The following is a 24,471-nucleotide window of genomic DNA, read 5'->3' on the forward strand; positions in this document are numbered from 1 at the left end:
CGTCAAGAATAGCCGATGTCGTCGGGCACCAGTGTCACGAGCACCGCTTCGGGCGGGCAGGCGAAGCGGATGGGGGCGTAGATCGAGTGCCCGAGCCCCGCCGAGACGTTCAGGTACGAGGCGTGGTGGGCGTGCTGCCAGAGGCTGAGACCGCGGGCCTGGCGACGCGGGATGTCGCAGTTGGTCACGATCGCTCCGAAGCCCGGCAGGGCGACCTGGCCGCCGTGCGTGTGGCCGGCGAAGATGATGTCGGCGGCCTGATTCGTCAGGGCGTCGAGAACGCGGCGGTACGGGGCGTGGGTCACCCCGATGACGACGGCGGGGTCGTCGGTGTCGTCCTCGTCGAGCTCGCGCAGGGCATCCATCAGCCCCGGCAGGGCGTCGAGGCGGTCCCAGCCGCGGTGGGCGTCGTTCGTGCCCATGAACTCCACGATCGAGCCGTTGATCGTCAGCTGCGCGACGTCGTTGTTGAGCGAGTGCCAGCCGTAGCGCTCGGTGAAGAGGCGCTCCATCGCGTCGACGTCGAGAGGGATGGCGCGCTCGCCCGAACCGCCCTTCGAGGGTCCGGTGAGGTAGAGGAGGGGGTTCTTGGCCTGCGGCTCGACGTAGTCGTTCGACCCGTTGACGAATACGCCCGGCACGCCGTCGAAGGGCGCGAAGGCCTCCGCGAGGGCGGGCAGGGCATCCCGATGGCCCATGTTGTCGCCGGTGTTGACGATGAGGTCGGGCTCGAGGGCGGCGAGACCGCGCACCCAGTCGATGCGGTGCTGCTGCCAGGGCGCCAGGTGGAGGTCGCTGATGTGCAGCACCCGGACGGGGTCGGCACCCGGCGAGAGCACCGGCACCGTCTCGCGCCGCACCCCGTAGGCGCGGGGCTCGACGAGGGTGGCGTAGAGGCTCGCGGTCGCGACGAGCCCGAGGCCCGTCGCGACCGCGATGCCGGCTCTACTCATCACTCATCGTCGCCGCCACCGCCGTTACCGGGGGGCGCCCCGCCTCCGCAGGCGACCTGCGAGACGACGATCGTGATGGCGGTGCTCCGGTTCGTCGCGGTGCCGGGTGCGGGATTCTGCGCGACGACGCGGCCGGCACTCGCAGGGTTCGCACCGGCGGCGAGCGGCTCGCAGGTGGTCGTGACGTTGATGAACCCCGCTCCGTTGAGCGCGGTCCTCGCTTGATTCTCATCGAACCCGGGCGTCACGACGTCGGGGACGATCGCGCTTTGCGCGTTGCTGGGGCGCAGTACGACGGTCTGACCGCGCGAGAGAGTCGATCCGGCGCCCGGCTCGGTCTGTGCGATGAGGCCCTCGGCCAGATCGGAGTCGACTGGTTCGCCCACCTGCACCGCGAAGCCGAGCGCCTCGAGAGCCGAAGTGGCCGCGGCGACCTCCTGGCCGACCACGTTCGGCAAGGTCACGCCGGCGCCCCGCTGCAGGCGCTCCGTGGCGTCGGGAAGAGCGTTTCCGCCGTACTGGGCGTTGACGCCGCCCTGCAGCGTGCGCCAGATCTCGTGGCGCATGTTGCCTCCGAGCCCGTAGCGGCGCACATCGATGCGCTCGATGATGTTGCCGACCCAGACGGCAGTCGAGGCCGCGGTGCTGCCGCCGACCATCCAGGTGTGCTCGGTGAGGTCGGTGGTTCCCGTCTTGCCGAACATCGGGATCCCGTCGCGCGGGTTGGCGCGCACGCCCGTACCGTTCGTCAGCACCCCCTCGAGCGCGAAGGTGGTCGCGGCCGCGATCTCCTGCGGGATGCCCTGACGGCAGTCCTGCGCCTGACCGGGCAGCTCCTGCCCGTCGCGGTCGACGATGCGCTCCACGGCGTAGGGCTCGCAGTAGAGCCCGCCCGCCCCGAGCGCGGCGGAGGCCGCCGCCATCGTCATGGGCGCCTGCTCGTTCGAGCCGAGGATGGCGCCCGGGGTCACCTGCAGCTCGGCGCCGTCGGCGCGGTGCACGCCGAGGGCGACGGCCGAGTCGCGGATGGCGCACTGGTCCATCTGCTGCGCCATGGCGACGTAGGCCGTGTTGATGGACTGCACCGTCGCATTGAGCACCGTCGAGCGCGCGGGCGTCGGGCCGGCGTTCGCCGGGTTGAACGGCGCGCCACCGAACTCGGCGCAGGAGCTCGGGAACGATGCCTGCGGGAACGGCCGGCGGCTGGAGTTCACGACCTCGTTGAGGCCGCGACCCTCCTGCAGCCACTGCACGAGGGCGAAGATCTTGTACGTCGAGCCGGTCGGGAACCCGGTCGAGCCGCCGTACTGCTGATCGGTCGAGAAGTTGACAGTCGTCTGATTGATGTCGGCGGCATCGAGCCCGTACCGCTTGTTCTGCGCCATGACGAGGATGCGCCCGGTGCCGCTCTGCACGGTCACCGCGGAGGAACCCAGGGCGAGTTGCGTGACGTCGCTCGGCGTGATCTCCCACACGCGGTCCTGAGCGGGCTGCTGCAGCGACATGTTGAGCGTCGTGTAGATCTCGTAGCCGCCCGTGCGCCAGTTGGCCTGGCGCTCCTCGGGCGTCGCGCCGAGGGACTCGAGCTCGGGCACGAGGCGCACGACGTAGTCGCAGAAGAACTTGGCGTAGTCGTTGCCGGCAATGCAGCCGGCGCGCGGCGCCGAGGGCTTCACGAAGTTCTCGTCGACGGGGATCGCGACGGCCTCGTCGTACTCCGCCTGGGTGATGAAGCCCTCGCTGAGCATGAAGCCGAGGATGACGTCGCGCCGCTCCTGGTTGGCGGCGAAGTTCTCCGGCGAGCCGAGCGAGCGGGCGCCGGGCTGCTGCACGATCGCGACGAGGCTCGCGGCCTGGGCCGGCGTCGCGTCGATCGCGTTGATGCTGAAGTACTGCTGCGCGGCGGCCTGGATGCCGTAGGTGTTGCCGCCGAAGCCGGCGATGTTGAGGTACCCGACGAGGATCTCGTCCTTCGTGTACTCCTTCTCGAGGCTGATGGCGAGCTTCGCCTCGTTGAGCTTGCGCTCCAGGGTGCTCAGCTGGCAGTCGTCGATCCCGGCGCGCTCCGCCTCGATGTCGCCGCCGGAGTCGACGATCGCCTCCTGGATGCAGACGTTCTTGATGTACTGCTGCGTCAGGGTCGAGGCGCCCTGCAGGCTGTCGCTCGTCGCGTTGTTGACGGCCGCGCGGATGATGCCCTGCGCATCCACCCCGTTGTGCTCGTAGAAGCGGCGGTCCTCGCCGGCGATCGTGGCGCCGATGATGTAGGGCGAGATCTCCTCCATCGACACCTCCTCGCGGTTCTGGTCGTAGACCTCGGCGATGGGGGTGAAGCCCGCGGCCGGATCGGCCGTGTTCTGGGCGAAGATCGTGTTGCGCTGCGAGAGCTCGTTGATGCGCACGTAGCTCGGCAGCGATTCGAAGATGCCGATCGTGTTGCTGGCGGCCATGCTCGTGACGGCGATGGCGGGGGTGACCATGACGGTCACGAGGAGCCCGGCGAGGGCGCTGAGCACCACCAGCCCGGTGAACGCTCCTGCGGCGCTGGAGGCCGTCTTCTTCTGGGCAGACATAGGATCAAGGGTACGCGAGTTCGATGACGATCACTCTGAACGGAGCCTTTCGTGACCCAATGGGAGTACTTGACAACTCCACTGATGATCCACACCACCGCTGCGATCCTGAACAACTGGGGCGAGCAGGGCTGGGAGCTCGTGCAGGTCGTGCCCGGCCCGGAGGGCGGCCTCGTGGCCTACCTCAAGCGGCCCAAGGCGGCCTGACGTGAGCGCGATCGGGGCGCGCCTGGCCGAGCTCGGCCTGAGCATCCCGCCGCTGGCGAAGCCGGTCGCCGCGTACGTGCCCGCCGTGATCAGCGGCCACCATGTGTTCACCGCCGGTCAGCTGCCCTTCGTCGACGGAGCGCTGCCGGCCACCGGCAAGGTCGGCGCCCAGGTCTCGGCCGAGGATGCGGCCGGCTACGCCGCCCGGTGCTTGCTCAACGCGCTCGCCGCCGTCGAGAGCGTCATCGGCTCGCTCGACCGCATCACGCGCATCGTCAAGGTGACGGGCTTCGTCGCCTCGACGCCCGACTTCACCGGCCAGCCCGCCGTTCTCAACGGGGCGAGCGAGCTGCTCGGCGAGATCTTCGGCGAGATCGGCGTGCACGCCCGCAGTGCCGTGGGCGTCGCGGTGCTGCCGCTCGACGCGCCCGTCGAGGTGGAGCTCATCGTCGAGTTCGCCTGACGACTGCCCGCACGACGAAGGGGGCCGCCCCGTGGGGACGGCCCCCTTCGTCGTCTGCGATCGCGGGATGCCCTAGCGCGAGGTCTCCCGGATCACCGTGACGACCGTGGTGTCGGTGAGCGTCGTCGTGTCGCCGATCTCGCGGCCCTCGGCGATGTCGCGCAGCAGGCGCCGCATGATCTTGCCCGAGCGGGTCTTCGGCAGCTCGGTGACGATGAACACCTCGCGCGGCCGGGCGATCGCGCCGATCTGCTCGGCGACGTGCGCCCGCAGCATCTGGCTCGCCTCGGCGGCGGTGACGCTCTTCGCCTTCTTGGATCGCAGGATCACGTAGGCGACGACGGCCTGACCCGTCGTCTCGTCGGAGGCGCCGACCACCGCGGCCTCGGCGACGATCGGGTGCGAGACGAGCGCCGACTCGATCTCCATGGTCGACAGGCGGTGGCCCGAGACGTTCATGACGTCGTCGACCCGGCCGAGCAGCCAGACGTCGCCGTCCACGTCGAGGTGCGCGCCGTCGCCGGCGAAGTACAGCGGCCCGTTCGGGGCGTCGGCGAACTTCGACCAGTAGGTCTCGGCGAAGCGCTCCGGGTCGCCCCAGATGCCGCGCAGCATGCTCGGCCACGGCTCGGTGACCACGAGCAGACCGCCGGAGTCGAGCCCGACGTGCGAGCCGTCCTCGTCGAGCACGTCGACCGAGATGCCCGGGATGGGCACCTGCGCCGAGCCGGGCTTCGTCGTGGTGACGCCGGGCAGGGCGCTGATCATGATCGCGCCCGTCTCGGTCTGCCACCAGGTGTCGACGATGGGCGTCGTGCCGCCGCCGATGATCTCGCGGTACCAGACCCAGGCCTCGGGGTTGATGGGCTCGCCGACCGAGCCGAGCAGGCGCAGGCTCGACAGGTCGTGGGCGAGAGGGATCTCGCGGCCGGCCTTCATGAACGAGCGGATGGCCGTCGGCGCGGTGTAGAAGATCGAGACCTTGTACTTCTCGATGATCTCCCACCAGCGGCCCGGGTGCGGGGTCTCGGGGGTGCCCTCGTAGAGCACCTGGGTGGCGCCGTTCGCGAGCGGGCCGTAGACGACGTAGCTGTGCCCGGTGATCCAGCCGACGTCGGCGGTGCACCAGTACACGTCGGTCTCGGGCTTGAGGTCGAAGACGGCGCGGTGCGTGTAGGCGGCCTGGGTCAGGTAGCCGCCGCTGGTGTGCAGGATGCCCTTCGGCTTGCCGGTGGTGCCGGAGGTGTAGAGGATGAACAGCGGGTTCTCGGCCTCGAAGCCCTGGGCCTCGTGCTCCTCGCTCGCGCTCGCCATCTGCTCGTGCCACCAGAGGTCGCGCGCGTCGTCCCACTCGACGTCGTTCTCGCCGCGGCGGACGACGAGCACGTGCTCGACGCTCGTCTCGGCGGCCGCGAGCGCGGTGTCGACGGCGTGCTTGAGCGGGAAGACCTTGCCCTTGCGCCAGCCGCCGTCGGCGGTGATGACGAGCTTGGCATCGGCATCCTCGACGCGGGCGCGGATGCTCTCGGCGCTGAACCCGCCGAAGATCACCGAGTGGATGGCGCCGAGGCGCGCGACGGCGAGCATCGCGATGACCGCCTCGGGGATGAGAGGCAGGTAGATCGCGACTCGGTCGCCCTGCCCGACGCCGAGGCCGGCGAGCACGTTGGCGGCCTTCTTCACCTCGCGGGTCAGTTCGGCGTAGGTGATGCTGCGGCTGTCGCCGGGCTCGCCCTCCCAGTGGATGGCGACGCGGTCGCCGTTGCCCGCCTCCACGTGCCGGTCGAGGCAGTTGTACGCGACGTTGAGCGCGCCGTCGCCGAACCAGCGGGCGACCGGCGGGTTCGACCAGTCGAGCGTCTCGGTGAAGGGGGTCGTCCAGTCGAGTGCGCGCGCCTGCTCGGCCCAGAAGCCGAGGCGGTCGGCCCGCGCCCGGTCGTAGAGCTCGGGCTGCGCCACCGCCGCCGCGCTGAACGCGGGGTCGGGGGCGAAGCGGCGGATCTCGTGCAGGAGGCTGTCAATAGAAGTCGTGGACATCGTCATCCTTGGTCGATGTGCGGACTGAGCCTGGTAAGCCGCAACGGTGGGGGTTTACGGCTCGATCCTACGAGTCGCGACGCGTCTGCCGAGCGCGCGTCGGCGCGGTGCGGTGAGCGCGGGCGACGACGCGACGAGCGGCCCGTGGGGCACCACGAGGGGGTGCCGGAGCCCGCGTGTTCGGCCCCCGAACGAGCGTCGGCACTTCGGGGGACAAATCGGGGGGCGTTTCGGCTTGACGCCGTCCGCATCAGCAGACAAACTGATCACCGTCAGCAGCAATACTGACCACGCGACGCGAACGATTCCCCCCGATCACGCGTCGCGGTGGCGGCGCCCCTGTCCCCCCCAAGTGCGGGCGCCGCCCCCCCTTTTTTACCTGCATCACCCGTGTTGCGCCCCCGCCGGCATCCCCACCTGCGCGGTGGGCTCCCACAGCCGTCGACGGCCCCTCCTCCCCAGGAGGGGCCGTTCGTCGTCGTCCCCGGATGCTCGGCGCGAGCCCCGACAGCCCCCGCGAGTCCGCGACCCTCGACGGGTGCCTTCCGAGCCCTTCATCCCCCTCGACCCGCGCCGCCGCCCGCTCGCCGACCCCGCGCCGCACCCGGCGGGCCCGGCGCGGTCGGCCGACCGCCGGCTGGAGCCGTCGGTCGCCGAGGCCCTCGGGCCCCTCGCCCCGATGATCGCCGAGGCGAGCGCGACGGACGTCTTCGTCACCGGCGACGGCCGAGTGTGGTCCGACGCGGGGAGTGGTGCGCGGCCGGTGCCGGGCATCCGCCTCGGAGCGGAGGACGCCCGTGCGCTCGCGGTGCGCCTCATCGAGGCCGGCGGGCGCCACGTCGACGAGGCGACCCCCTGCGCCGATGTGCGGCTGGGGGAGGGGATGCGCGTTCATGTCGCGCTGTCCCCGGTGGCCTGGGCGGGCACGGCGATCTCGATCCGGCTGCCGAGGGTGCGGCGGGTGGCCCTCGACGAGGCGGGGCTGCCGGCGGCTGTCGTCGCGCGGCTGCGGCGAGCGCTCGAGGATCGAAGCACGGTGCTCGTCACCGGGGCAACCGGTAGCGGCAAGACGACGCTGCTCGGCGCTCTGCTCTCCCTGGCCGCCGCGGGCGACCGCATCGTCGTCATCGAGGACGTCGCCGAGGCGCCGATCGATCACCCGCACGTCGTCGGCCTCGAGTGCCGGCAGGCGAACCTCGAGGGGGCGGGCGAGATCGATCTGGCTCGGCTCGTGCGCGAGGCGCTGCGCATGCGGCCCGATCGCCTCGTCGTGGGCGAGTGCCGCGGGGCGGAGGTGCGCGAGTTCCTCGCGGCGCTCAACACCGGTCATCGCGGCGGTGCCGGCACCCTGCACGCGAACTCCCTCGCCGATGTCGCGAGCCGCCTCGAGGCCGTCGGCATGATCGCCGGCCTCGACCCCCTCGCGCTCGCGCGCCAGGCGATCAGCGGCATCGACCTCGTCGTGCACCTGCAGCGCGACGCGGCCGGTGCGCGCACCGCCGCGCTCGGCCGCTTCGTGCTGGATGCTCGCGAGAGGCTCGCCGTCGCGCCGCTGCCCATCGACGAGACGCCGGCGGCGCTGCCGCCCGCCCTATCGTCGGGGATCTCCGCATCAGCGATCTCCGCGTCGCCGATCACTTCATCGCCGATCTCCGCGTCGGGCGCCGGCGCGTCGCCCGACGCCCCGCCGCCGGCCGGGCCGCAGGCATCGTGAGGCGTCGTGCGCCCGAGGCGCCTGCCGACCTGGCGCGGCACGTCCACCGCGTCGCCGTGCTGCTCGCCGCCGGCACCGCGCCCGTCTCGGCCTGGCGGTGCGCCGCGCAGGCCGCGCGACCGCGCGATCCCCGGCTCGACGGCATCGCCGCGGCGCTCGATGAGGGAGCGCCGGTCGTGGAGGCGCTCGAGCGCGGGCCGGCCTCGACCGACCGGGCGGCGCTCGTCGCCGCCTGGAGGGTGGCGGCGGCGAGCGGCGCCCCGCTCGCTCCGGCCCTGCGCGCCTTCGCCGGCGCACTGCGCGACGGAGCCGCCGCCGCGCGCGACATCGAGGTGGCGCTCGCCGCCCCGCGCGCGACCGCCCGCATCGTGCAGCTGCTGCCGCTCGTGGCCGTCGGCCTGAGCCTGCTGACGGGGGCCGACCTCGCGGCGGCGCTCGGGCATCCCCTCGGTGTGGCCTCGGCCGTGCTCGGACTGCTGCTGATCGTGCTCGGCCGGGCGTGGATGCGCCGGCTCGTGCGCGGCGCGCACCCCCCGCCTCCGACGACCGGGCTCGCGCTCGACCTGCTGGCCGTCGCGGCGGGCGGGGGCGGATCGCCCGAGGCCGCGCGCCTGCTGGTGCTGCGCGAGCTCGCCCGGGCCGGCGTCGACGCCGCGCACGAGGGGGCCGAGATGGAGGCGCTCGTCGCGCTCTCAAGGCAGTCCGGCGCCCCGCTCGGCGAGCTCGCCCGGGCCGAGGCCGCGGAGGAGCGACTGCGGGCGCGCGACCATGCGCGTCGTGCGGCCGAGCGGTTGGGGGTGCGGCTGATGCTGCCCCTGGGCGCGTGCGTGCTGCCCTCCTTCCTTCTCCTCGGGGTCGTGCCGATGCTCGTGGCGCTCCTCTCCTCCACAGCGCTGCCGATGCCGTGAGACCCACGGATCGGCTTGCCCCGCCGCGCAGCACCACGGGGCGAGCGCACACTCGTCGCACGTTCGTGCCGCACCTCCGCCCCGAGAGGGGCCGACAGAACAGGAACCGACCATGACCCCCGCCGCACGCGCCTCCCTCCCCGCGCCCCCTGCCGCTCGCGCCTCCCTCCCCGCGCCCTCTGCCGCTCGCGCCTCCCTCCCCGCGCCCTCCGCCGCTCGACGGGCCCGGGCCCCGCACCTCTCTCCTGTGGCCGCCGCTGCCCGCTCGGGCCGTGCCCGAGATCGAGCCGCCGACGGCCTCGTGCGGCCGGGGCTCGGCCGCACCCTCCTGACCGACGACACGGGCGCCGCGACGGCCGAGTACGCCATCGCGACGATGGCCGCCGTCGGCTTCGCGAGCCTGCTCGTCGTCATCATGCGCAGCGACGAGGTGCGGGGCATCCTCACCGACATGGTGCGCGCTGCGCTGACCGTCGGCGTATGAGGGCGGGGGCGCGGGTGCGCGACCGCGGGTCGGTCACGGCCGAGATCGCCGTGGCCGTTCCCGCGCTCGTGCTCGTGCTCGCCGTCTGCCTCGGCGGGGTGTCGGCCGCGCTCGTGCGCGCCCAGGCGCAGGATGCCGCCGCCGTCGCCGCCCGCATGCTCGCGCGCGGCGAGCCCGAGTCGACGGCGCGCGCGCACGTCGGTCGCGTGCTGCCCGGCGCGACCCTGGCGCCGGAGCCCGCCGACGACCTGCGCTGCGCCCGCGTCACCGCGCACCCGCGCGTGCTCGGCATCGAGCTCGCCGTCGCGGCCCGCGCCTGCGCGCTCGGCGGCGGCTGATGGCGGGGGCTCCTCTCGTCGTCGGCGCCCTCGCCGCCGTCGCGCTCGTCGGGTCGACGGCGGTCGTCGGCGCCGGCGCCGCGGCCCGCGCGCAGCAGCTCGGGCACGCGGCGGACGCGGCGGCGCTCGCCGCGGGCGACGTGCTGCTCGGCTGGTCGGCGGGCGAGCCCTGCGCGGCGGCGGAGCGGCTCGCCGCGGCGCACGGGGCGTCCCTGGGCGACTGCCGCGTCGAGGCGAGCACGGTCATCGTGGTCGTCTCGGGCGTCGTGCTGGGCATCCGCGTCGAGCGCTCCGCGCGTGCCGGGCCGCCCGCGTGAGCCGGGTCGTCCGGCCTCCCCGGGTCGGCGGCCTCCGCGGAATCCTGTGTATGGTGTGCCTGAATCGCGGTGCCGTCGTACCGCGCGGCCCGGGGTGCGGATCGAATCCCCCCGAGCCCCATCGAGATCGAGGAGTACCGTGCCGAGCACGAAGAAGCTGGTCATCGTCGAGTCGCCCGCGAAGGCGAAGACGATCGGCAAGTACCTGGGCGACGCGTACGAGGTGCAGGCCTCCGTCGGGCACATCCGCGACCTCGTCGAGCCCAAGAACCTCCCCGCCGAGCTCAAGAAGGGCCCGCTCGGAAAGTTCTCGATCGACGTCGACAACGGCTTCGAGCCGTACTACGTCGTCTCGGAGGAGAAGAAGCGCACCGTCGCCGACCTCAAGCGCGCGCTCAAGAACGCCGACGAGCTCTTCCTCGCCACTGATGAGGACCGCGAGGGCGAGGCCATCGCCTGGCACCTGCTGCAGGTCCTCAAGCCGACGGTGCCGGTCAAGCGCATGGTGTTCCACGAGATCACGCCCGAGGCCATCGCGCGCGCGACGGAGTCGACCCGCGAGCTCGACACCGCCCTCGTCGACGCGCAGGAGACGCGGCGCATCCTCGACCGCCTCTACGGCTACGAGGTCAGCCCCGTGCTCTGGCGCAAGGTCGGCCCGGGCCTCAGCGCGGGCCGCGTGCAGTCGGCCGCCACCCGTCTCGTCGTCGACCGCGAGCGCGAGCGCCTCGCCTTCGTCTCGGCCTCCTACTGGGATCTCGACACCACCCTCACCCCGCTCGACGCCGACACCGCTTTCACGGCGCGCCTCAACCGCCTCGACGGCCGCAAGATCGCGAGCGGCCGCGACTTCGACGACCGCGGGCAGCTCAAGGCCGAGGCGACCGTCGCGCTCGACGAGTCCGGTGCCACCTCGCTCGCCGCGGCCCTGCGCGACCCGGCCATCGACGTCATCGTGCGCAAGGTCGAGTCGAAGCCGTACACGCGTCGTCCGGCGGCGCCGTTCACGACCTCGACCCTGCAGCAGGAGGCCGCGCGCAAGCTGCGCTTCACCGCCCGCCAGACCATGTCGGTCGCGCAGTCGCTGTACGAGAACGGCTACATCACCTACATGCGCACCGACTCGTCCTCGCTCTCGCAGCAGGCCGTCGCCGCCGCGCGCTCGCAGGCGGCCGACCTCTACGGCGCCGACACGGTGCCCGAGGCGCCCCGCACCTACGCGAGCAAGTCCAAGAACGCCCAGGAGGCCCACGAGGCCATCCGTCCCGCCGGCGACACCTTCCGCACGCCCAGCGCCCTCGAGGGCACCCTGCGCGGCAACGACTGGAAGCTCTACGACCTCATCTGGAAGCGCACCATCGCGAGCCAGATGGCGGATGCTCGGGGCCAGACCGCCTCGGTGACCATCGAGGCCGGCCCCACCCCCGCGAGCGCCACCCCGGCCGGCGTCGTCGCGGAGTTCGCGGCGAGCGGCACCGTCATCACCTTCCGCGGCTTCCTCGCCGCCTACGAGGAGGGGCAGGACGAGGACCGCGACACCGAGAAGACGGCCGAGCCGGCCGAGTCGAAGCTGCCGCCGCTCACCGAGGGGCAGAAGCTCGGCGTCACCGCCGTCGAGGCGAAGGGGCACGAGACCAGCCCGCCCTCGCGCTACACCGAGGCGAGCCTCGTCAAGGCGCTCGAGGAGCGCGGCATCGGCCGCCCCTCCACCTACGCGGCCATCATCTCGACCATCGTCGACCGCGGCTACGTCACCCCGCGCGGCACCGCGCTCGTGCCGAACTGGATCGCCTTCTCGGTCGTGCGCCTGCTCGAGGAGTACTTCGCCGACCTCGTCGAGTACGACTTCACCGCCGAGATGGAATCCGACCTCGACCGCATCGCCGGGGGAGAGGCCGACCGCACCGACTGGCTGAAGGGCTTCTACTTCGGCGACGCCACGCAGCCGGGCCTGCGCCCCGTCATCGACAACCTCGGCGAGATCGACGCCAAGGCGCTCAACTCGATGGCCATCACCGACGACATCACCCTCCGCATCGGCAAGTACGGCCCCTACCTCGAGGTCGCCGAGGAGGGCAGCGAGACCCCGCGCCGGGTCAACCTGCCGCAGGAGCTCGCCCCCGACGAGCTGACGCCCGCCAAGGCGCAGGAGCTCATCGACGCCCCGGTCGTCAGCGACCGCGTGCTCGGCCTCAACCCCGAGACGGGCAAGCAGGTCGTCGCGAAGGACGGTCGCTTCGGCCCCTACGTCACCGAGATCGACCCCGAGCCGGAGGAGACGGTGGACGCCGCGACCGGCGAGGTGCTCGCGACCGCTCCGGCCGCCGCGGGCGGGACGGCGACCGCGACCGCCACGGCGACGAAGGCGCCGGCCAGGAAGGCGGCGCCGAAGAAGGCGACCGCGGAGAAGCCGCGCACGGCATCCCTGTTCAAGAGCATGGACCCGGCGACGGTCGACCTCGCGACCGCGCTGCGGCTGCTCGACCTGCCGCGCGTCGTCGGCGACGACCCGGAGAGCGGCGAGCCGATCACGGCGCAGAACGGCCGCTACGGCGCCTACCTGAAGAAGGGCACCGACACGCGCTCGCTCGACGGGGAGGACCAGATCTTCGAGATCGACCTCGCCGGCGCCCTCGCCAAGTTCGCGGAGCCCAAGTACGGCGCCCGCAAGGCCTCGAGCGCCCTCAAGGAGTTCGACGCCGACCCCGAGAGCGGCAAGCCGATCAAGGTCAAGGACGGCCGATTCGGGCCCTACGTGACCGACGGCACGACCAACGCGACCATCCCCCGCGGGGAGGACGTCGAATCGGTCGACTTCGAGCGCGCCGTGCAGCTGCTCGCCGACAAGCGCGCCAAGGGGCCGGGCAAGAAGCCGGCCGCCCGCAAGCCCGCTGCGAAGAAGCCGGCGGCGAAGAAGCCCGCCGCGACGGCCGCGGCGAAGAAGACCGCCACGACCGCCGCCGCGAAGAAGCCGGCCGCGAAGAAGCCCGCCGCGACGAAGGCCCCGGCGGCGAAGAAGCCGGCGGCGCGCACCTCGGCCGCGGCGAAGAAGCCCGCGGAGTAGGCCGCGTGACCGGCCTCTTCCTCACGCTCGAGGGCGGCGACGGCTCGGGCAAGAGCACGCAGTCGGCGCTGCTCACCGAGTGGCTCGCCGAGCAGGGCCGCACGGTCGTGCACGCGCGCGAGCCGGGCGGCACCGAGCTCGGGCTCGAGCTGCGCGAGATCATCCTCCACCGGCGCGGCTACATCGCCCCTCGCGCCGAGGCGCTGCTGTACGCGGCCGACCGGGCGCACAACGTCGCCACCGTCGTGCGGCCCGCGCTCGAGCGCGGCGACATCGTCATCCAGGATCGCTACCTCGACTCCTCCGTCGCCTACCAGGGCGCCGGGCGCGTTCTCGCGACGGACGAGGTGCGCGAGCTCTCGCTCTGGGCGACGGAGGGGCTGCTGCCGCATCTCACGGTGCTGCTCGACCTCGACGCGGCGACCGGGCGCTCGCGACTCGACGCGAGCCGCACGCGGTACGACCGGCTCGAGGCCGAGGCCGAGGCGTTCCACACCCGGGTGCGCGACGCGTACCGGGCGCTGGCCGACGCCGAGCCCGAGCGGTTCCTCGTGCTCGACGCGACCCGGCCGGTCGAGGAGCTGCAGCGGAGCATCCGGGATCGCGTGTCGGCCCTGCTCGCTACCCTCACAGCATGACGGCGTGGGATGAGCTGACCGGGCAGGAGGCCGCGATCGCGCTGCTGCGCGAGGCCGCCGCCGATCCGGGGGCGATGACGCACTCGTGGCTCATCACCGGGCCGCCGGGCTCCGGCCGCTCCAACCTCGCCTACGCCTTCGCGACCGAGCTGCTGAGCGGTCTCGGCGGGGAGGACGCCCTCACCGCGGCCCAGGTCGCCGCGCGCACCCACCCCGACCTCGCCGTGCTCGCCACGGATCGCGTGATCATCTCGATCGACGAGGTGCGCCACCTGGTGCAGCAGAGCCAGTACTCGCCGAGCGTCGCCCCGTACCGGGTCATCGTCATCGAAGACGCCGACCGCATGACCGAGCGCACCTCGAACGTGCTGCTCAAGGCCCTGGAGGAGCCGCCGCCGCGCACGGTCTGGGTGCTCTGCGCGCCGAACGCGGCCGACCTCATCCCGACCATCCGCTCCCGCACGCGCAGCGTGCGCCTGCGCGTACCGAGCGTCGCCGAGGTCGCCGATCTGCTCGTCCGCCGCGACGGCGTCGACCGCGCGCTCGCCGAGCAGGCGGCGCGCGAATCGCAGAGCCACATCGGCATGGCGCATCGACTGGCAACCGACGCGGATGCCCGTGAGCGCCGCGCGCGCACCCTCGACATCGCCCTCTCCGTCGCCTCGGTCTCGGGCGCCGTCACGGCGGCCGAGCAGCTCGTCTCGCTCGCCACCGCCGATGCGAAGGCCTTCACCGCCGAGCGCGAGGCCGAGGAGCGCGACGCGGCCCTGCGCTCGCTCGGGGTGGAGCCCGGCGGCACGGTGCCGCCCGCCCTGCGCAGCACCCTGAAGAACCTCGAGGAGGACCAGAAGCGCCGCGCCACGCGCTCGGTGCGCGACGGCATCGACCGCGTGCTCGTCGACCTGCTCTCCCTGCATCGCGACGTGCTCATGGTGCAGCTCGGCGCCGGCGTCGAGCTCGTCAACGAGTCGATGCGGTCCCGCATCGAGCAGGCCGCGCGCACGCGCAGCCCTGAGCTCTCGCTCGCGGCGCTCGACGCGATCTCCCAGGCCCGGCGGCGGGTGGAGGGCAACACGCCCCCCGCGCTCGCGCTCGAGGCGATGCTCATCGCGGCGAGCGGTCGGGTGCCGTCGCTAGGCTCCGCGCTGTGAGCATCCCGGTCGCCCTTCAGCCCGACAGCCCCCGCGCGACGCCCGCCCGACGCGCGCGCCGCCCCCGCATCGCCGCCCTGGTCGCCGTTCTGCTCGCTCCGGTGCTCGTGCTCACGGGCTGCGTCCCCGGCCTGCTCGACGGGATCACCGGCACCGAGACCTCGACGCCGACGGGCGAGGATGTGCCCGAGAACGTGCGCCCGTACTTCAGCCAGGTGCTGCGGTGGGAGCGATGCGGCGGGGGAGCGCAGTGCGCGACCGCCGTGGCCCCGCTCGACTGGGACAACCCCGGCGACGGCTCCGACATCGAGCTCGCCCTCGTGCGGCACCCGGCGACGGAGGAGCCGCAGGGCTCGCTCTTCGTCAATCCGGGCGGTCCGGGGGCCTCGGGCTTCGACTTCGTGCGCGACAGCGTCGACGCCGCGGTGAGCGCCGAGCTGCGGGCGCAGTACGACGTGATCGGCTGGGACCCTCGCGGGGTCGGCCGATCGAGCGCCGTCACCTGCTACACCGATCCGGCGCAGATGGACGAGTTCGTCTACGGGGTGCCCGAGGCCGAGACGGGCAGCGAGGAGTGGGTGGAGGAGATCACCGCGAGCGCCGTCGACTTCGCCGAGGCCTGCGCCGAGAACAGCGGCCCCCTGCTCGAGTTCGTCGACACCGACTCGACCGTGCGCGACCTCGATCTGCTGCGCGCGATCGTCGGCGACGAGACGCTCACCTACTTCGGCTACTCCTACGGCACCGAGATCGGCGCGCGGTACGCCGACGCCTTCCCCGAGCGCGCGGGCCGGCTCGTACTCGACGGCGCGACCGATCCGACGACGAGCCAGTTCGAGGTCGTGCTCGCGCAGTCCGTCGGGTTCGAGGCGGCGCTCACCACCTACATCACCGAATGCGCGGCGGCGCGCACCTGCCCGTTCCCGACCGACACCGCCGCGGCGCTGCAGATCGTCGAGCAGCTGTACGCGCAGCTCGACGCCGAGCCGATCACCGCCGCCGACGGGCGCCGCTTCACCGCGAGCACTCTCGACATCGCGATCGCGACGGCCCTGTACGACGAGGGGTCGTGGACCTTCCTCAGCGACATGTTCACCGAGCTGCGGGACGGGGTCGTCGACACCGGTTTCCTGCTCGCCGACTTCTACTACGGCCGCGAGGGCGGCGAGTACGTCGACAACTCACTCGAGGCGTTCATCGCCATCAACTGCCTCGACTACCCCGTCGAGCGCGACGCGGAGACGATCATCGAGCAGAACGACGCCATTGCCCGGGCGGCGCCCATCACGACCGATCCCAGCCCGCTGGGCGACGTCGTCTGCCAGAACTGGCCCTATGAGTCGGATGCCGCGCTCGAGCCCGTGAGCGCCGAGGGCGCCCCGCCCATCCTCGTCGTCGGCACGACCGGTGATCCGGCGACCCCCTACGAGTGGGCGGTCTCCCTGTCGGAGCAGCTCTCCAGCGGCGTGCTGCTCACCTACGACGGCGAGGGGCACATCGCCTACGACGAGGGCGACCCCTGCATCAACGACCTCGTCGACGCCTTCCTGCTCGAGGGCGCGGTGCCCGCGGGCGAGACGGTGTGCCTCGGCTGAGTCGCCCGTCATGAGCACCCGGCCGGCATGGGATAGACTCCTTAGCCGTGCCACGGAGTGATCCGTGTCGCGCCGCCTTAGCTCAGTCGGCAGAGCGATTCACTCGTAATGAATAGGTCGTGGGTTCGATTCCCACAGGCGGCCCCACTTCTCGCATTCTTCATCCACCCCCCGTTTCGGGCGCTGCCGTCGCGTCCGGGAGGAGCGTCATGGCTACCCCGGACTCCCGCTCGCGGCTGGTCACCGTCGCCGCCGCCGCGGTGACCGTCGTCGCCGGCGTCGGCGTCGCCGCGCAGCACCGGGTCAACGGCGAGCTCGGCCAGCGCCTCGACGACGGCTTCAGCGCCGCGCTGATCTCGTTCACCTCGGGCCTCGTCATCCTGCTCGTCGTGATGGCGGGCAGTCGTCGCGGTCGAGCGGCCTTCGGCACGCTGGGTGCGCGCGTGCGGGCGGGCGAGCTGCGATGGTGGATGCTGCTCGGCGGCCTCGGCGGAGCCTTCATGGTGCTCAGCCAGGGTCTCGTCGCGGGCATCCTCGGAGTGGCGATCTTCACGGTGGCGACGGTGACCGGCCAGACCGCCGTGGGTCTCTGGATCGACGCCACCGGCTTCGCCGGCGCCCGCCCCGCGCCGGTGACCGCGCGGCGCATCGTCGGAGCGGCGCTCACGCTCGCCGCCGTCGTCATCGCCGTGGCGCCCGAGCTCGGCGGCGCCATCCCCGCGGTCGCCCTCGTGCTGCCCCTGCTCGCAGGCCTCGGCGTGGGAACGCAGGCCGCGGTCAACGGGCGCGTGCGCGCGGCGACGAGCTCGCCGCTGGCCGCCACGACCCTCAACTTCGTCGTCGGGGCGACCGCGCTCGCGGCGGCCACGGCGGTGCATCTGCTGGTCTCGGGGCTGCCGGAGGCGCTGCCCGCCGACCCGCTGCTCTACGTCGGCGGGGCGCTCGGGGCGACCTTCATCGCCATCCAGACGATCACGGTCGCGCGCATCGGGGTGCTGCTGCTCGGCCTGTGCCTCGTGGCGGGGCAGCTGCTCGGCGCCCTGCTGTTCGATCTGCTCGCGCCGATCGGCGTGCCGACCACCGGCTCGACCGCCATCGGCGCTGCGCTCACGCTCGTCGGCGTCATCGTCACCGCGATGCCGGCCCGTCGGGCGCGCGGCACCGAGAACGCCGACCGCGCCTAGAAGAACGCCGACCTCGGCTAGAAGAACGCCGACCGCACCTAGAAGAACGCCGACCGCGGTTCGGCCGAGGTGCGCGCCACGAGCGGCAGCGCGCGAGCGACCGCCGTGTCGATACGGCGGGTGATGTCGGGGTTCGACACCCGGTAGTCGGTGAAGTCGGCGTCGCTCGCGTAGATGGGGTTCGGCAGGGTCAGCGACTGGAAGAAGCCGAACAGCGGGCGCAGCTGGTGCTCGATCATCAGCCCGTGGCGCTCGCTGCCGCCGGTGGCCGCGAGCAGCACGGGCGTTCCGACGAGGGCGTGCTGGTCGATGACGTCGAAGAGGTGCTTGAAGAGGCCCGTGAAGGAGGCCCGGTAGACGGGGCTCGCCACGACGAGCAGGTCGGCGGTCTCGATGCGGCGCAGGTCGCCCTCGATCGACGCGGGCAGGGCATCCCGCCGCACGGCGCCCGCGAGCTCCGCGCCGATGCGGTCGACCCGCACGAGGTGGGTGTCGGTCCCTTCGCCGGCCTCGTCGCGGTCACGGGCGACGGCGTCGAGCACGGCGCTGACGAGCGCGGTCGTGCGCGAGGGCGCGTGCGTGCTGCCGGAGACGCCGACGACGGAGAGCGGACGGGCGAGGGTCGACGGGGTCATGCGGGCCACGGTAGGCGGGCTCCGCCGACCGCGTGCCGCCGACGGTCATCCGCCGCAACCGGGCGTCACGCGCCGCAACACGACGACGCCCGGGGCGGGCGCTACTCGCCCTTGAACTCCAGCGACAGCGAGTTCATGCAGTAGCGGTCACCCGTGGGGGTGCCAAAACCGTCGGGGAACACGTGCCCCAGGTGCGAGCCGCAGCTCGCGCAGCGCACCTCGGTGCGCACCATGCCGAGCGAGGTGTCCTCGATGAGCTCGACCGCGTCGGGGCGCACCGACTCGTAGAAGCTCGGCCAGCCGCAGCCCGAGTCGAACTTCGTGCCGCTCTGGAACAGCTCCGCGTCGCAGGCGGCGCAGGTGTAGATGCCCGCGCGGCTCTCATCGAGCAGCTCGCCCGTCCAGGCGCGCTCGGTGCCGGCCTGGCGCAGCACGGCGTAACGCTCAGGGCCGAGCTCCGCCAGCCACTCCTCCTCGGTCTTCTCGACCTCGTACGTGCCGTTCTTCTGCTCGCTCATGCGTTCCTCCCCCTCGCCTCGCGGCGGTTGATCTCCTCCCCATTAAACTCCGAACCGTGCCCGACCCTTCCCCGATCGAGAAAACGTGGAGCCGGCTGACCCTCGACGAGTTCTTCGAGATCGCCTCGCTGCGCACGACCGTGTTCTTCCTCGAGCAGCGCATCGACGAGGAGGAGCTGGACGCCCGCGACCGCGAGGAGTCGACGCAGCACCTGTGGATCCCCGATGCGCAGGGCGTCGCCGCGTATCTGCGCGTGATCGAGAACGCGGTGCCCGCCGAGGGCGATCGGGATGCCCGGCGCCTCATCGGCCGCGTCGTCACCCGGCCCGACCGCCGCGGCGAGGGTCTCTCGAGCCTCCTCCTCGCCCGCGTCATCGAGCGCTTCGGCCACGAGCCGATGGCCCTGCACTCCCAGAGCTACGTGCAGCCGCTGTACGCCCGGTTCGGCTTCGAGCCCTACGGCGAGGAGTACCTCGAGGCGGGGCTGCCGCACCGCGCGATGTACCGCGCCGCGCGTCCCTGAGTCGCGAACGTCCGCCGCGCATCCCCTCTGGCAGGATGCGGGCGTGACCTCGACGGCCGACCGCTACCGGCGCTTCGCCCGCGAGGCCGCGCCGCGCTCGCGCACCTACGCCGCCTGGGCGGCGACGATCGCCGACGACGAGGAGCTGCTCGCCCTCATCGACACCCTGCCGGTCGCCGATCGGCAGCCCGTGCTCGTGCTCACCGCGGCCCGGTACACGGGGCTGCGGCCGCAGGGCGATGTGCGCACCTGGCTCGAGGGGGAGTGGGACGCGGTCGCGGCGGTCGCCCGCACCCGGCATACGCAGACCAACGATCCGCGGCGCACCGCTGCGCTGCTGGCGGCGCTGCAGCAGATCGACGGCCCGATCGCGCTGCTCGAGGTCGGGGCCGCCGCGGGCCTCGGGCTGCTCGTCGACCGCTACCGCCACGAGCTCGTCGACGATCGCGGCCGGATGCTCCGCCTCGACCCGGTCGAGGGCGAGTCGCCGCTCGTCCTGCGCACGACCCTCGGGCCGGGCGTGCCGGTGCCCCGGCGGGTGCCAGAGATCGTCTGGCGCGCCGGCCTCGAGCGCAGCCCGCTGCGGTTGGATCGCGCCGAGGACGAGCGCTGGCTGCGCACGTTGATCTGGCCGGAGGAGCGCGAGCGGGCCGCGCAGCTCGACGCCGCGATCGCGATCGCGCGCGAGCACCCGCCGCATCTCGTCGCGGGCGACGCCGTCGACGGGCTGCGCGCGCTCGCCGCGCACGCGCCGCCCGAGGCGACCCTCGTCGTGTGGAGCCCCGCGGTGCTCGTGTACCTCGCTCCGGCTGATCGCGCGCGCTTCGCGGCGCTCGCCGGCGACCTCGGCGGAACATGGATCTCGCTCGACGGCCGGCGCGTGCTGCCCGAGGTCGGCGCGCGGGCCGACGCCGTGCTGCCCCTCGCGGCGGGCGCGCACGACGACGACTTCGTGCTCAGCCGCGACGGGCATCCCCTCGCCGTCGTCTCGCCGCACGGCGACCGCATCGAGCGCTGGGTCGCCGCCCGCTGACCGGCCCGCCGGCCCCGCTGACGGCCCCTGCCGCCCCCGCCGCCCGCGCCGCCGGCTGACCGGCCCGCCGGCCCCGATGACGGCCCCTGCCGCCCCTGCCGCCCCCGCCGCCCGCGCCGCCGGCCCGCCGTCCGCGGGTCGCCCGGCCGGCGCGCGGCCGTGACGCCACCCCGCCGCCGCCGTGCCTCCGCCACCGGGCCCCCGCGCCGCCGTACCCTGGCGGCATGTCCTCCGAGCGCCGTGAGCCCCAGGCCGCCGCCGCCGCGGTCGGCCCCGCGCCCGACGAGCGTCTGCCCGCCGTGCTGGAGTTCGAGAGGCGCTGGTGGGGAGCGGCGGACGGTCGCAAGGAGAGCCGTATCCGTGCGGAGTTCGGCTGGAGCGCCGCCCGCTACTATCAGGTGCTGAACGCCCTGCTCGACACCGATGCCGCGCTGCGCTACGACCCCGTCCTGGTGAGTCGCCTGCGCGAGGTGCGCACGGAGCGCGCCGAGGTGCGCCGCACCCGCCGACCCGGCGCTGCCGGCGCCGCCTGAGCGGCACGACCGCACGCCGAACCCGGAAGGTCCATCCCGAACCATGGCCCAGTTCCCGCGCGACCGCTTCGACGAGGTGCCCGAGCACGACGGCCGGGTGGGCGCCCACCGGGCGCCGCGCGACCCCCTCGCGCGCTGGCGGGCCTTCGGCATCGCGGCTCTCGCGACCGGACTGCTCGTCGTCGCCGGGGTCGCCGGTCTCGCCATCATCAGCGACCGGGTGAACCTCGACCTGCCCGTCTCCCTGCCGGGCGCCGAGCCGAGCCCGGAGCCCACCGAGACGCCCGTCGAGACGGCGCCGCCGGTCACCGACCCTGCGACGATCACCCTGCCCGAGGGCTTCTCCATCACCGTGCTCAACGGCTCGGGCGTCACCGGGCTCGGGCAGCAGGCCGCCGACGTGCTCACCCCGCTCGGCTGGCCGGTCGGCGCCGTGACGAACGCCGCGCAGGACGACCTGCCGACCACGGTCGTCTACTACGACGACCCCACCGAGGAGGGCATCGCCCGCGGGCTCGTCGAGCTGCTCGGCGTCGGCGAGGTCGAGTTCTCCGACGCCTTCCCCGGCGCGCGCGTGACGGTCGTCGTCGGCGCGGACTACGCGGGCTGACCGCATCGCCCGGGGGATCCGGGCGCCACAACCGCCGCGCCGCCGCGGCACCCGGTGACAGTCGGGTTATCGTGACGACATGAGCGAGCCCCGATCGAGCAGACCGACCGACCGCAGCACGGGCGTGCGCCGCCGCGGGGCATCCCGTCGCCTGCTCGCCCTCGTCGCGATCGCGACCGCCTCGGCCGTTCTGGGGGGATGCTCCGCGCCCGCCCCGGACCCCGTCGACGACGCCCGCCCCTCGCCGTCGCCGAGCCCCGAGTACGTCTCGACGTACGTCGAGCCGCCGGCGATCGAGCTCGCGCCGCTGACCGGGGAGCCCGTGGAGCCGGGCTCGCTCGCCCGCAGCACCCTCGCCGCGAAGATCGACAACCACCCGCGCGCGCGGCCACAGGTCGGCCTCGACCGGGCCGACATCGTCTTCGAGGAGCTCGTCGAGGGCGGCCTCACCCGCTACGTCGGCGTCTGGCACTCGGACGTGCCGGCCGAGATCGGCCCCATCCGCTCCATCCGGCCGATGGATCCCGACATCATCTCTCCGCTCGGCGGCATCGTCGCCTACTCGGGCGGGCAGCAGCGCTTCGTCGACCTGATGCGCGCCACCCGCGTGTACAACGCCATCCACGGGCAGGCCGACACCGATGCGGTCATGTACCGAGGATCGAACGCCCCGGCGCCGCACAACGTGATCGTGCGCGCGCCCGAGCTGCTCGCCCAGCACGCCGACATCGCCCCGCCGGCTCAGCAGTTCGCCTTCGCCGCCGACGCCGCCTCGGCGACGGCCGCGAAGGACGGTCAGCCGATCACCTCGATGGCGATGACCTTCGGCTCCCTGGGCTCGCCGTCGTGGGCGTGGGATGCCGCGAGCGGCACCTGGCTGCGCTCGATGACCGGCGGGGCGCCCGACACGGCGGCCTCGGGTGCCCGGCTGAGCGCGGTGAACATCGTCGTCATGCGGGTGCCCGTGCAGGTCATCCAGGACATCCCGACGACGCAGATGATCGGCGGCGGCGAGGCCTGGGTCTCGTCCGGCGGCAAGATCGTGCCGGCCACCTGGTCGAAGCCCGATCAGAACACCCCGCCGCGGCTCGTCGACGCCCAGGGCGCCGCGGTGCGTCTTGCTCCCGGAGCGACGTGGGTGGAGCTCGTTCCGACCGACGGGTCGTTCAGCTTCCAGTAGCCGCGCGGCTCCCTCCCGTCGGCTTGCACTCTCCCTGCGCGAGTGCCAGAATCGCAGTTAGCACTCGTGCTCTGCGAGTGCCAGAAGCTACCGTACGTACTGCGTCCGGGAGGGACGAAAGACACACATGGCTAAGATCATCGCTTTCAACGAGGAGGCCCGTCGCGGCCTCGAGCGCGGCCTCAACATCCTGGCCGACGCCGTCAAGGTCACGCTCGGCCCGCGCGGCCGCAACGTCGTGCTGGAGAAGAAGTGGGGCGCCCCCACCATCACCAACGACGGCGTGTCCATCGCCAAGGAGATCGAGCTCGACGACCCCTACGAGAAGATCGGCGCCGAGCTGGTCAAGGAGGTCGCCAAGAAGACCGACGACGTCGCCGGTGACGGCACCACCACGTCGGTCGTCCTCGCCCAGGCGCTCGTGCGCGAGGGCCTGCGCAACGTCGCCGCCGGCGCCGACCCCATCAGCCTCAAGCGCGGCATCGAGAAGGCCGTCGAGGCCGTCTCGGCCGAGCTGGTCAAGAGCGCCAAGGAGGTCGAGACCAAGGAGGAGATCGCCGCCACCGCCTCGATCTCGGCCGCCGACCCCGCCATCGGCGCCCTCATCGCCGAGGCCATCGACAAGGTCGGCAAGGAGGGCGTCGTCACCGTCGAGGAGTCGAACACCTTCGGTACCGAGCTCGAGCTCACCGAGGGCATGCGCTTCGACAAGGGCTACCTGTCGGCGTACTTCGTCACCGACCCCGAGCGCCAGGAGGCCGTCTTCGAAGACCCCTACGTGCTCATCGTCAACGGCAAGATCTCGGCGATCAAGGACCTGCTCCCCGTCGTCGACAAGGTGATCCAGAGCGGCAAGCAGCTGCTCATCATCGCCGAGGACGTCGAGGGCGAGGCCCTGGCCACGCTCGTCGTCAACAAGATCCGCGGCATCTTCAAGTCGGTCGCCGTGAAGGCCCCCGGCTTCGGCGACCGCCGCAAGGCCATGCTGCAGGACATCGCCATCCTCACCGGTGGTCAGGTCATCAGCGAGGAGGTCGGCCTCAAGCTCGAGAACGCCACCCTCGACCTGCTCGGTCGTGCGCGCAAGGTCGTCATCACCAAGGACGAGACGACCATCGTCGAGGGTGCGGGCGACGCCGAGGCGATCGCCGGCCGCGTCAAGCAGATCCGTGCCGAGATCGACAACACCGACTCGGACTACGACCGCGAGAAGCTGCAGGAGCGCCTCGCCAAGCTCGCCGGCGGCGTCGCCGTCATCAAGGCGGGCGCGGCCACCGAGGTCGAGCTCAAGGAGCGCAAGCACCGCATCGAGGACGCCGTGCGCAACGCGAAGGCCGCCGTCGAGGAGGGCATCGTCGCTGGTGGTGGCGTCGCCCTCATCCAGGCCGGCAAGCTCGCCTTCGAGGGCGCGGCGATGAACGACCTCGTCGGTGACGAGGCGACGGGCGCCAACATCGTCCGCGTCGCCATCGACGCCCCGCTCAAGCAGATCGCCCTCAACGCGGGCCTCGAGCCCGGTGTCGTCGCCGACAAGGTGCGCCACCTGCCCGTGGGTCACGGCCTCAACGCCGCGACCGGCGAGTACGGCGACATGCTGGCCGCCGGCATCGCCGACCCGGTGAAGGTCACCCGCTCGGCGCTGCTCAACGCGGCCTCGATCGCCGGCCTGTTCCTCACCACCGAGGCCGTCGTGGCCGACAAGCCCGAGAAGAACCCGGCGCCCATGGGCGACCCGAGCGGCGGCATGGACTTCTAAGCCCCTCCCCGCCGGTCACCCGGCACGCCAGAACGGGGCGGCTCCCACCAGGGAGC

At 72.9% G+C, this 24,471-nt stretch carries 23 protein-coding genes and 1 tRNA gene; 19 read left to right on the forward strand and 5 right to left on the reverse strand.

Features of this window, described 5'->3' with window-relative positions; genetic code table 11:
• Positions 1–2: 2 nt before the first annotated feature.
• Positions 3–953: a metallophosphoesterase gene (locus OVN18_RS07085; RefSeq protein ID WP_267780020.1), complete on the reverse strand. Its 951-nt coding sequence runs from the start codon at positions 951–953 to the stop codon at positions 3–5.
• Positions 953–3,526 carry a transglycosylase domain-containing protein gene (locus tag OVN18_RS07090; RefSeq protein ID WP_267780021.1) on the reverse strand — a complete coding sequence of 858 codons (2,574 nt, stop codon included), beginning with the start codon at positions 3,524–3,526 and terminating at the stop codon, positions 953–955. Before OVN18_RS07090 ends, OVN18_RS07085 begins: the two co-directional genes overlap by 1 nt.
• 84 nt (positions 3,527–3,610) lie before the next feature.
• Between OVN18_RS07090 and OVN18_RS07095 the strand changes: the two genes are divergently transcribed.
• The gene (locus tag OVN18_RS07095; protein WP_267780022.1) at positions 3,611–3,733 is read left to right on the forward strand and encodes a DUF4177 domain-containing protein; all 123 of its coding nucleotides are present in this window, start codon (positions 3,611–3,613) and stop codon (positions 3,731–3,733) included.
• 1 nt (position 3,734) lies between these two features.
• Entirely contained in the window at positions 3,735–4,196 is a 462-nt protein-coding gene (locus OVN18_RS07100; RefSeq protein WP_267780023.1) for a RidA family protein, read from the forward strand.
• 72 nt (positions 4,197–4,268) lie between these two features.
• Here the strand turns inward: OVN18_RS07100 and acs are convergent, their stop codons facing one another.
• A complete protein-coding gene (gene acs / locus OVN18_RS07105; RefSeq protein WP_267782956.1) occupies positions 4,269–6,233 on the reverse strand; it encodes an acetate--CoA ligase in 1,965 nt (654 codons plus the stop codon).
• A 538-nt stretch (positions 6,234–6,771) separates the two neighbouring features.
• On the opposite strand from acs, the gene OVN18_RS07110 reads away from it, so the two are divergent.
• From OVN18_RS07110 to OVN18_RS07160, 11 genes are all read left to right on the forward strand, one after another.
• The gene (locus OVN18_RS07110; protein WP_267780024.1) at positions 6,772–7,947 is read left to right on the forward strand and encodes a CpaF family protein; all 1,176 of its coding nucleotides are present in this window, start codon (positions 6,772–6,774) and stop codon (positions 7,945–7,947) included.
• Positions 7,944–8,855, forward strand: a complete 912-nt coding sequence (locus tag OVN18_RS07115; protein ID WP_267738960.1) for a type II secretion system F family protein — start codon at positions 7,944–7,946, stop codon at positions 8,853–8,855. The genes OVN18_RS07110 and OVN18_RS07115 overlap by 4 nt, the downstream gene beginning before the upstream one ends.
• 301 nt (positions 8,856–9,156) lie before the next feature.
• On the forward strand, positions 9,157–9,339 hold the full coding sequence (locus OVN18_RS07120) for a DUF4244 domain-containing protein (protein WP_267739342.1): 183 nt from the start codon (positions 9,157–9,159) through the stop codon (positions 9,337–9,339).
• Positions 9,336–9,677 carry a TadE family type IV pilus minor pilin gene (locus OVN18_RS07125; protein ID WP_267780025.1) on the forward strand — a complete coding sequence of 114 codons (342 nt, stop codon included), beginning with the start codon at positions 9,336–9,338 and terminating at the stop codon, positions 9,675–9,677. Before OVN18_RS07120 ends, OVN18_RS07125 begins: the two co-directional genes overlap by 4 nt.
• Positions 9,677–9,994, forward strand: a complete 318-nt coding sequence (locus tag OVN18_RS07130) for an Rv3654c family TadE-like protein (RefSeq protein WP_267780026.1) — start codon at positions 9,677–9,679, stop codon at positions 9,992–9,994. The genes OVN18_RS07125 and OVN18_RS07130 overlap by 1 nt, the downstream gene beginning before the upstream one ends.
• A gap of 139 nt (positions 9,995–10,133) precedes the next feature.
• On the forward strand, positions 10,134–13,058 hold the full coding sequence (gene topA, locus OVN18_RS07135) for a type I DNA topoisomerase (RefSeq protein ID WP_267780027.1): 2,925 nt from the start codon (positions 10,134–10,136) through the stop codon (positions 13,056–13,058).
• A gap of 5 nt (positions 13,059–13,063) precedes the next feature.
• A complete protein-coding gene (tmk, locus tag OVN18_RS07140) occupies positions 13,064–13,696 on the forward strand; it encodes a dTMP kinase (protein WP_267780028.1) in 633 nt (210 codons plus the stop codon).
• Positions 13,693–14,847, forward strand: coding sequence for a DNA polymerase III subunit delta' (locus tag OVN18_RS07145; protein WP_267780029.1), 1,155 nt, complete (start codon positions 13,693–13,695; stop codon positions 14,845–14,847). Before tmk ends, OVN18_RS07145 begins: the two co-directional genes overlap by 4 nt.
• Entirely contained in the window at positions 14,844–16,442 is a 1,599-nt protein-coding gene (locus tag OVN18_RS07150) for an alpha/beta hydrolase (protein WP_267780030.1), read from the forward strand. Before OVN18_RS07145 ends, OVN18_RS07150 begins: the two co-directional genes overlap by 4 nt.
• A 71-nt stretch (positions 16,443–16,513) precedes the next feature.
• Positions 16,514–16,589, forward strand: a tRNA-Thr gene (locus OVN18_RS07155).
• 62 nt (positions 16,590–16,651) lie between these two features.
• On the forward strand, positions 16,652–17,626 hold the full coding sequence (locus OVN18_RS07160) for a DMT family transporter (RefSeq protein ID WP_267780031.1): 975 nt from the start codon (positions 16,652–16,654) through the stop codon (positions 17,624–17,626).
• A gap of 38 nt (positions 17,627–17,664) precedes the next feature.
• Here OVN18_RS07160 and msuE read toward each other — a convergent pair whose 3' ends face one another.
• Both msuE and msrB read right to left on the reverse strand, forming a co-directional pair.
• Entirely contained in the window at positions 17,665–18,261 is a 597-nt protein-coding gene (msuE, locus tag OVN18_RS07165; protein ID WP_267780032.1) for an FMN reductase, read from the reverse strand.
• Between the two features lie 101 nt (positions 18,262–18,362).
• Entirely contained in the window at positions 18,363–18,779 is a 417-nt protein-coding gene (msrB, locus tag OVN18_RS07170; protein WP_267738971.1) for a peptide-methionine (R)-S-oxide reductase MsrB, read from the reverse strand.
• Between the two features lie 56 nt (positions 18,780–18,835).
• Here msrB and OVN18_RS07175 point away from each other — a divergent pair, with 56 nt between their 5' ends.
• The 6 genes from OVN18_RS07175 (at position 18,836) to groL (ending at position 24,415) form a co-directional block, all read left to right on the forward strand.
• Positions 18,836–19,303 (forward strand): GNAT family N-acetyltransferase, encoded by a 468-nt coding sequence (locus tag OVN18_RS07175; RefSeq protein WP_267780033.1) that lies wholly within the window; start codon positions 18,836–18,838, stop codon positions 19,301–19,303.
• Positions 19,304–19,346: 43 nt separating this feature from the next.
• Positions 19,347–20,336: a DUF2332 domain-containing protein gene (locus OVN18_RS07180; protein ID WP_267780034.1), complete on the forward strand. Its 990-nt coding sequence runs from the start codon at positions 19,347–19,349 to the stop codon at positions 20,334–20,336.
• Between the two features lie 224 nt (positions 20,337–20,560).
• Positions 20,561–20,869, forward strand: coding sequence for a DUF3263 domain-containing protein (locus tag OVN18_RS07185; RefSeq protein ID WP_267780035.1), 309 nt, complete (start codon positions 20,561–20,563; stop codon positions 20,867–20,869).
• Positions 20,870–20,912: 43 nt separating this feature from the next.
• A complete protein-coding gene (locus OVN18_RS07190; RefSeq protein ID WP_267780036.1) occupies positions 20,913–21,479 on the forward strand; it encodes a LytR C-terminal domain-containing protein in 567 nt (188 codons plus the stop codon).
• A gap of 79 nt (positions 21,480–21,558) precedes the next feature.
• Positions 21,559–22,659 carry a DUF3048 domain-containing protein gene (locus tag OVN18_RS07195; protein ID WP_267780037.1) on the forward strand — a complete coding sequence of 367 codons (1,101 nt, stop codon included), beginning with the start codon at positions 21,559–21,561 and terminating at the stop codon, positions 22,657–22,659.
• 127 nt (positions 22,660–22,786) lie between these two features.
• Positions 22,787–24,415 (forward strand): chaperonin GroEL, encoded by a 1,629-nt coding sequence (groL, locus tag OVN18_RS07200; protein ID WP_267738976.1) that lies wholly within the window; start codon positions 22,787–22,789, stop codon positions 24,413–24,415.
• The last annotated feature ends 56 nt before the right edge of the window (positions 24,416–24,471 follow it).

Source organism: Microcella daejeonensis (assembly GCF_026625045.1).
GTDB lineage: Bacteria > Actinomycetota > Actinomycetes > Actinomycetales > Microbacteriaceae > Microcella > Microcella daejeonensis.

Coding starts and splice junctions, on each gene's coding strand:
- OVN18_RS07085 (WP_267780020.1), bottom strand. CDS start 953: ATGAGTAGAGCCGGCATCGCGGTCGCGACGGGCCTCGGGCTCGTCGCG.
- OVN18_RS07090 (WP_267780021.1), bottom strand. CDS start 3,526: ATGTCTGCCCAGAAGAAGACGGCCTCCAGCGCCGCAGGAGCGTTCACC.
- OVN18_RS07095 (WP_267780022.1), top strand. CDS start 3,611: ATGATCCACACCACCGCTGCGATCCTGAACAACTGGGGCGAGCAGGGC.
- acs (WP_267782956.1), bottom strand. CDS start 6,233: ATGTCCACGACTTCTATTGACAGCCTCCTGCACGAGATCCGCCGCTTC.
- OVN18_RS07125 (WP_267780025.1), top strand. CDS start 9,336: ATGAGGGCGGGGGCGCGGGTGCGCGACCGCGGGTCGGTCACGGCCGAG.
- OVN18_RS07130 (WP_267780026.1), top strand. CDS start 9,677: ATGGCGGGGGCTCCTCTCGTCGTCGGCGCCCTCGCCGCCGTCGCGCTC.
- OVN18_RS07145 (WP_267780029.1), top strand. CDS start 13,693: ATGACGGCGTGGGATGAGCTGACCGGGCAGGAGGCCGCGATCGCGCTG.
- OVN18_RS07160 (WP_267780031.1), top strand. CDS start 16,652: ATGGCTACCCCGGACTCCCGCTCGCGGCTGGTCACCGTCGCCGCCGCC.
- msuE (WP_267780032.1), bottom strand. CDS start 18,261: ATGACCCCGTCGACCCTCGCCCGTCCGCTCTCCGTCGTCGGCGTCTCC.
- msrB (WP_267738971.1), bottom strand. CDS start 18,779: ATGAGCGAGCAGAAGAACGGCACGTACGAGGTCGAGAAGACCGAGGAG.
- OVN18_RS07185 (WP_267780035.1), top strand. CDS start 20,561: ATGTCCTCCGAGCGCCGTGAGCCCCAGGCCGCCGCCGCCGCGGTCGGC.
- OVN18_RS07190 (WP_267780036.1), top strand. CDS start 20,913: ATGGCCCAGTTCCCGCGCGACCGCTTCGACGAGGTGCCCGAGCACGAC.
- OVN18_RS07195 (WP_267780037.1), top strand. CDS start 21,559: ATGAGCGAGCCCCGATCGAGCAGACCGACCGACCGCAGCACGGGCGTG.
- groL (WP_267738976.1), top strand. CDS start 22,787: ATGGCTAAGATCATCGCTTTCAACGAGGAGGCCCGTCGCGGCCTCGAG.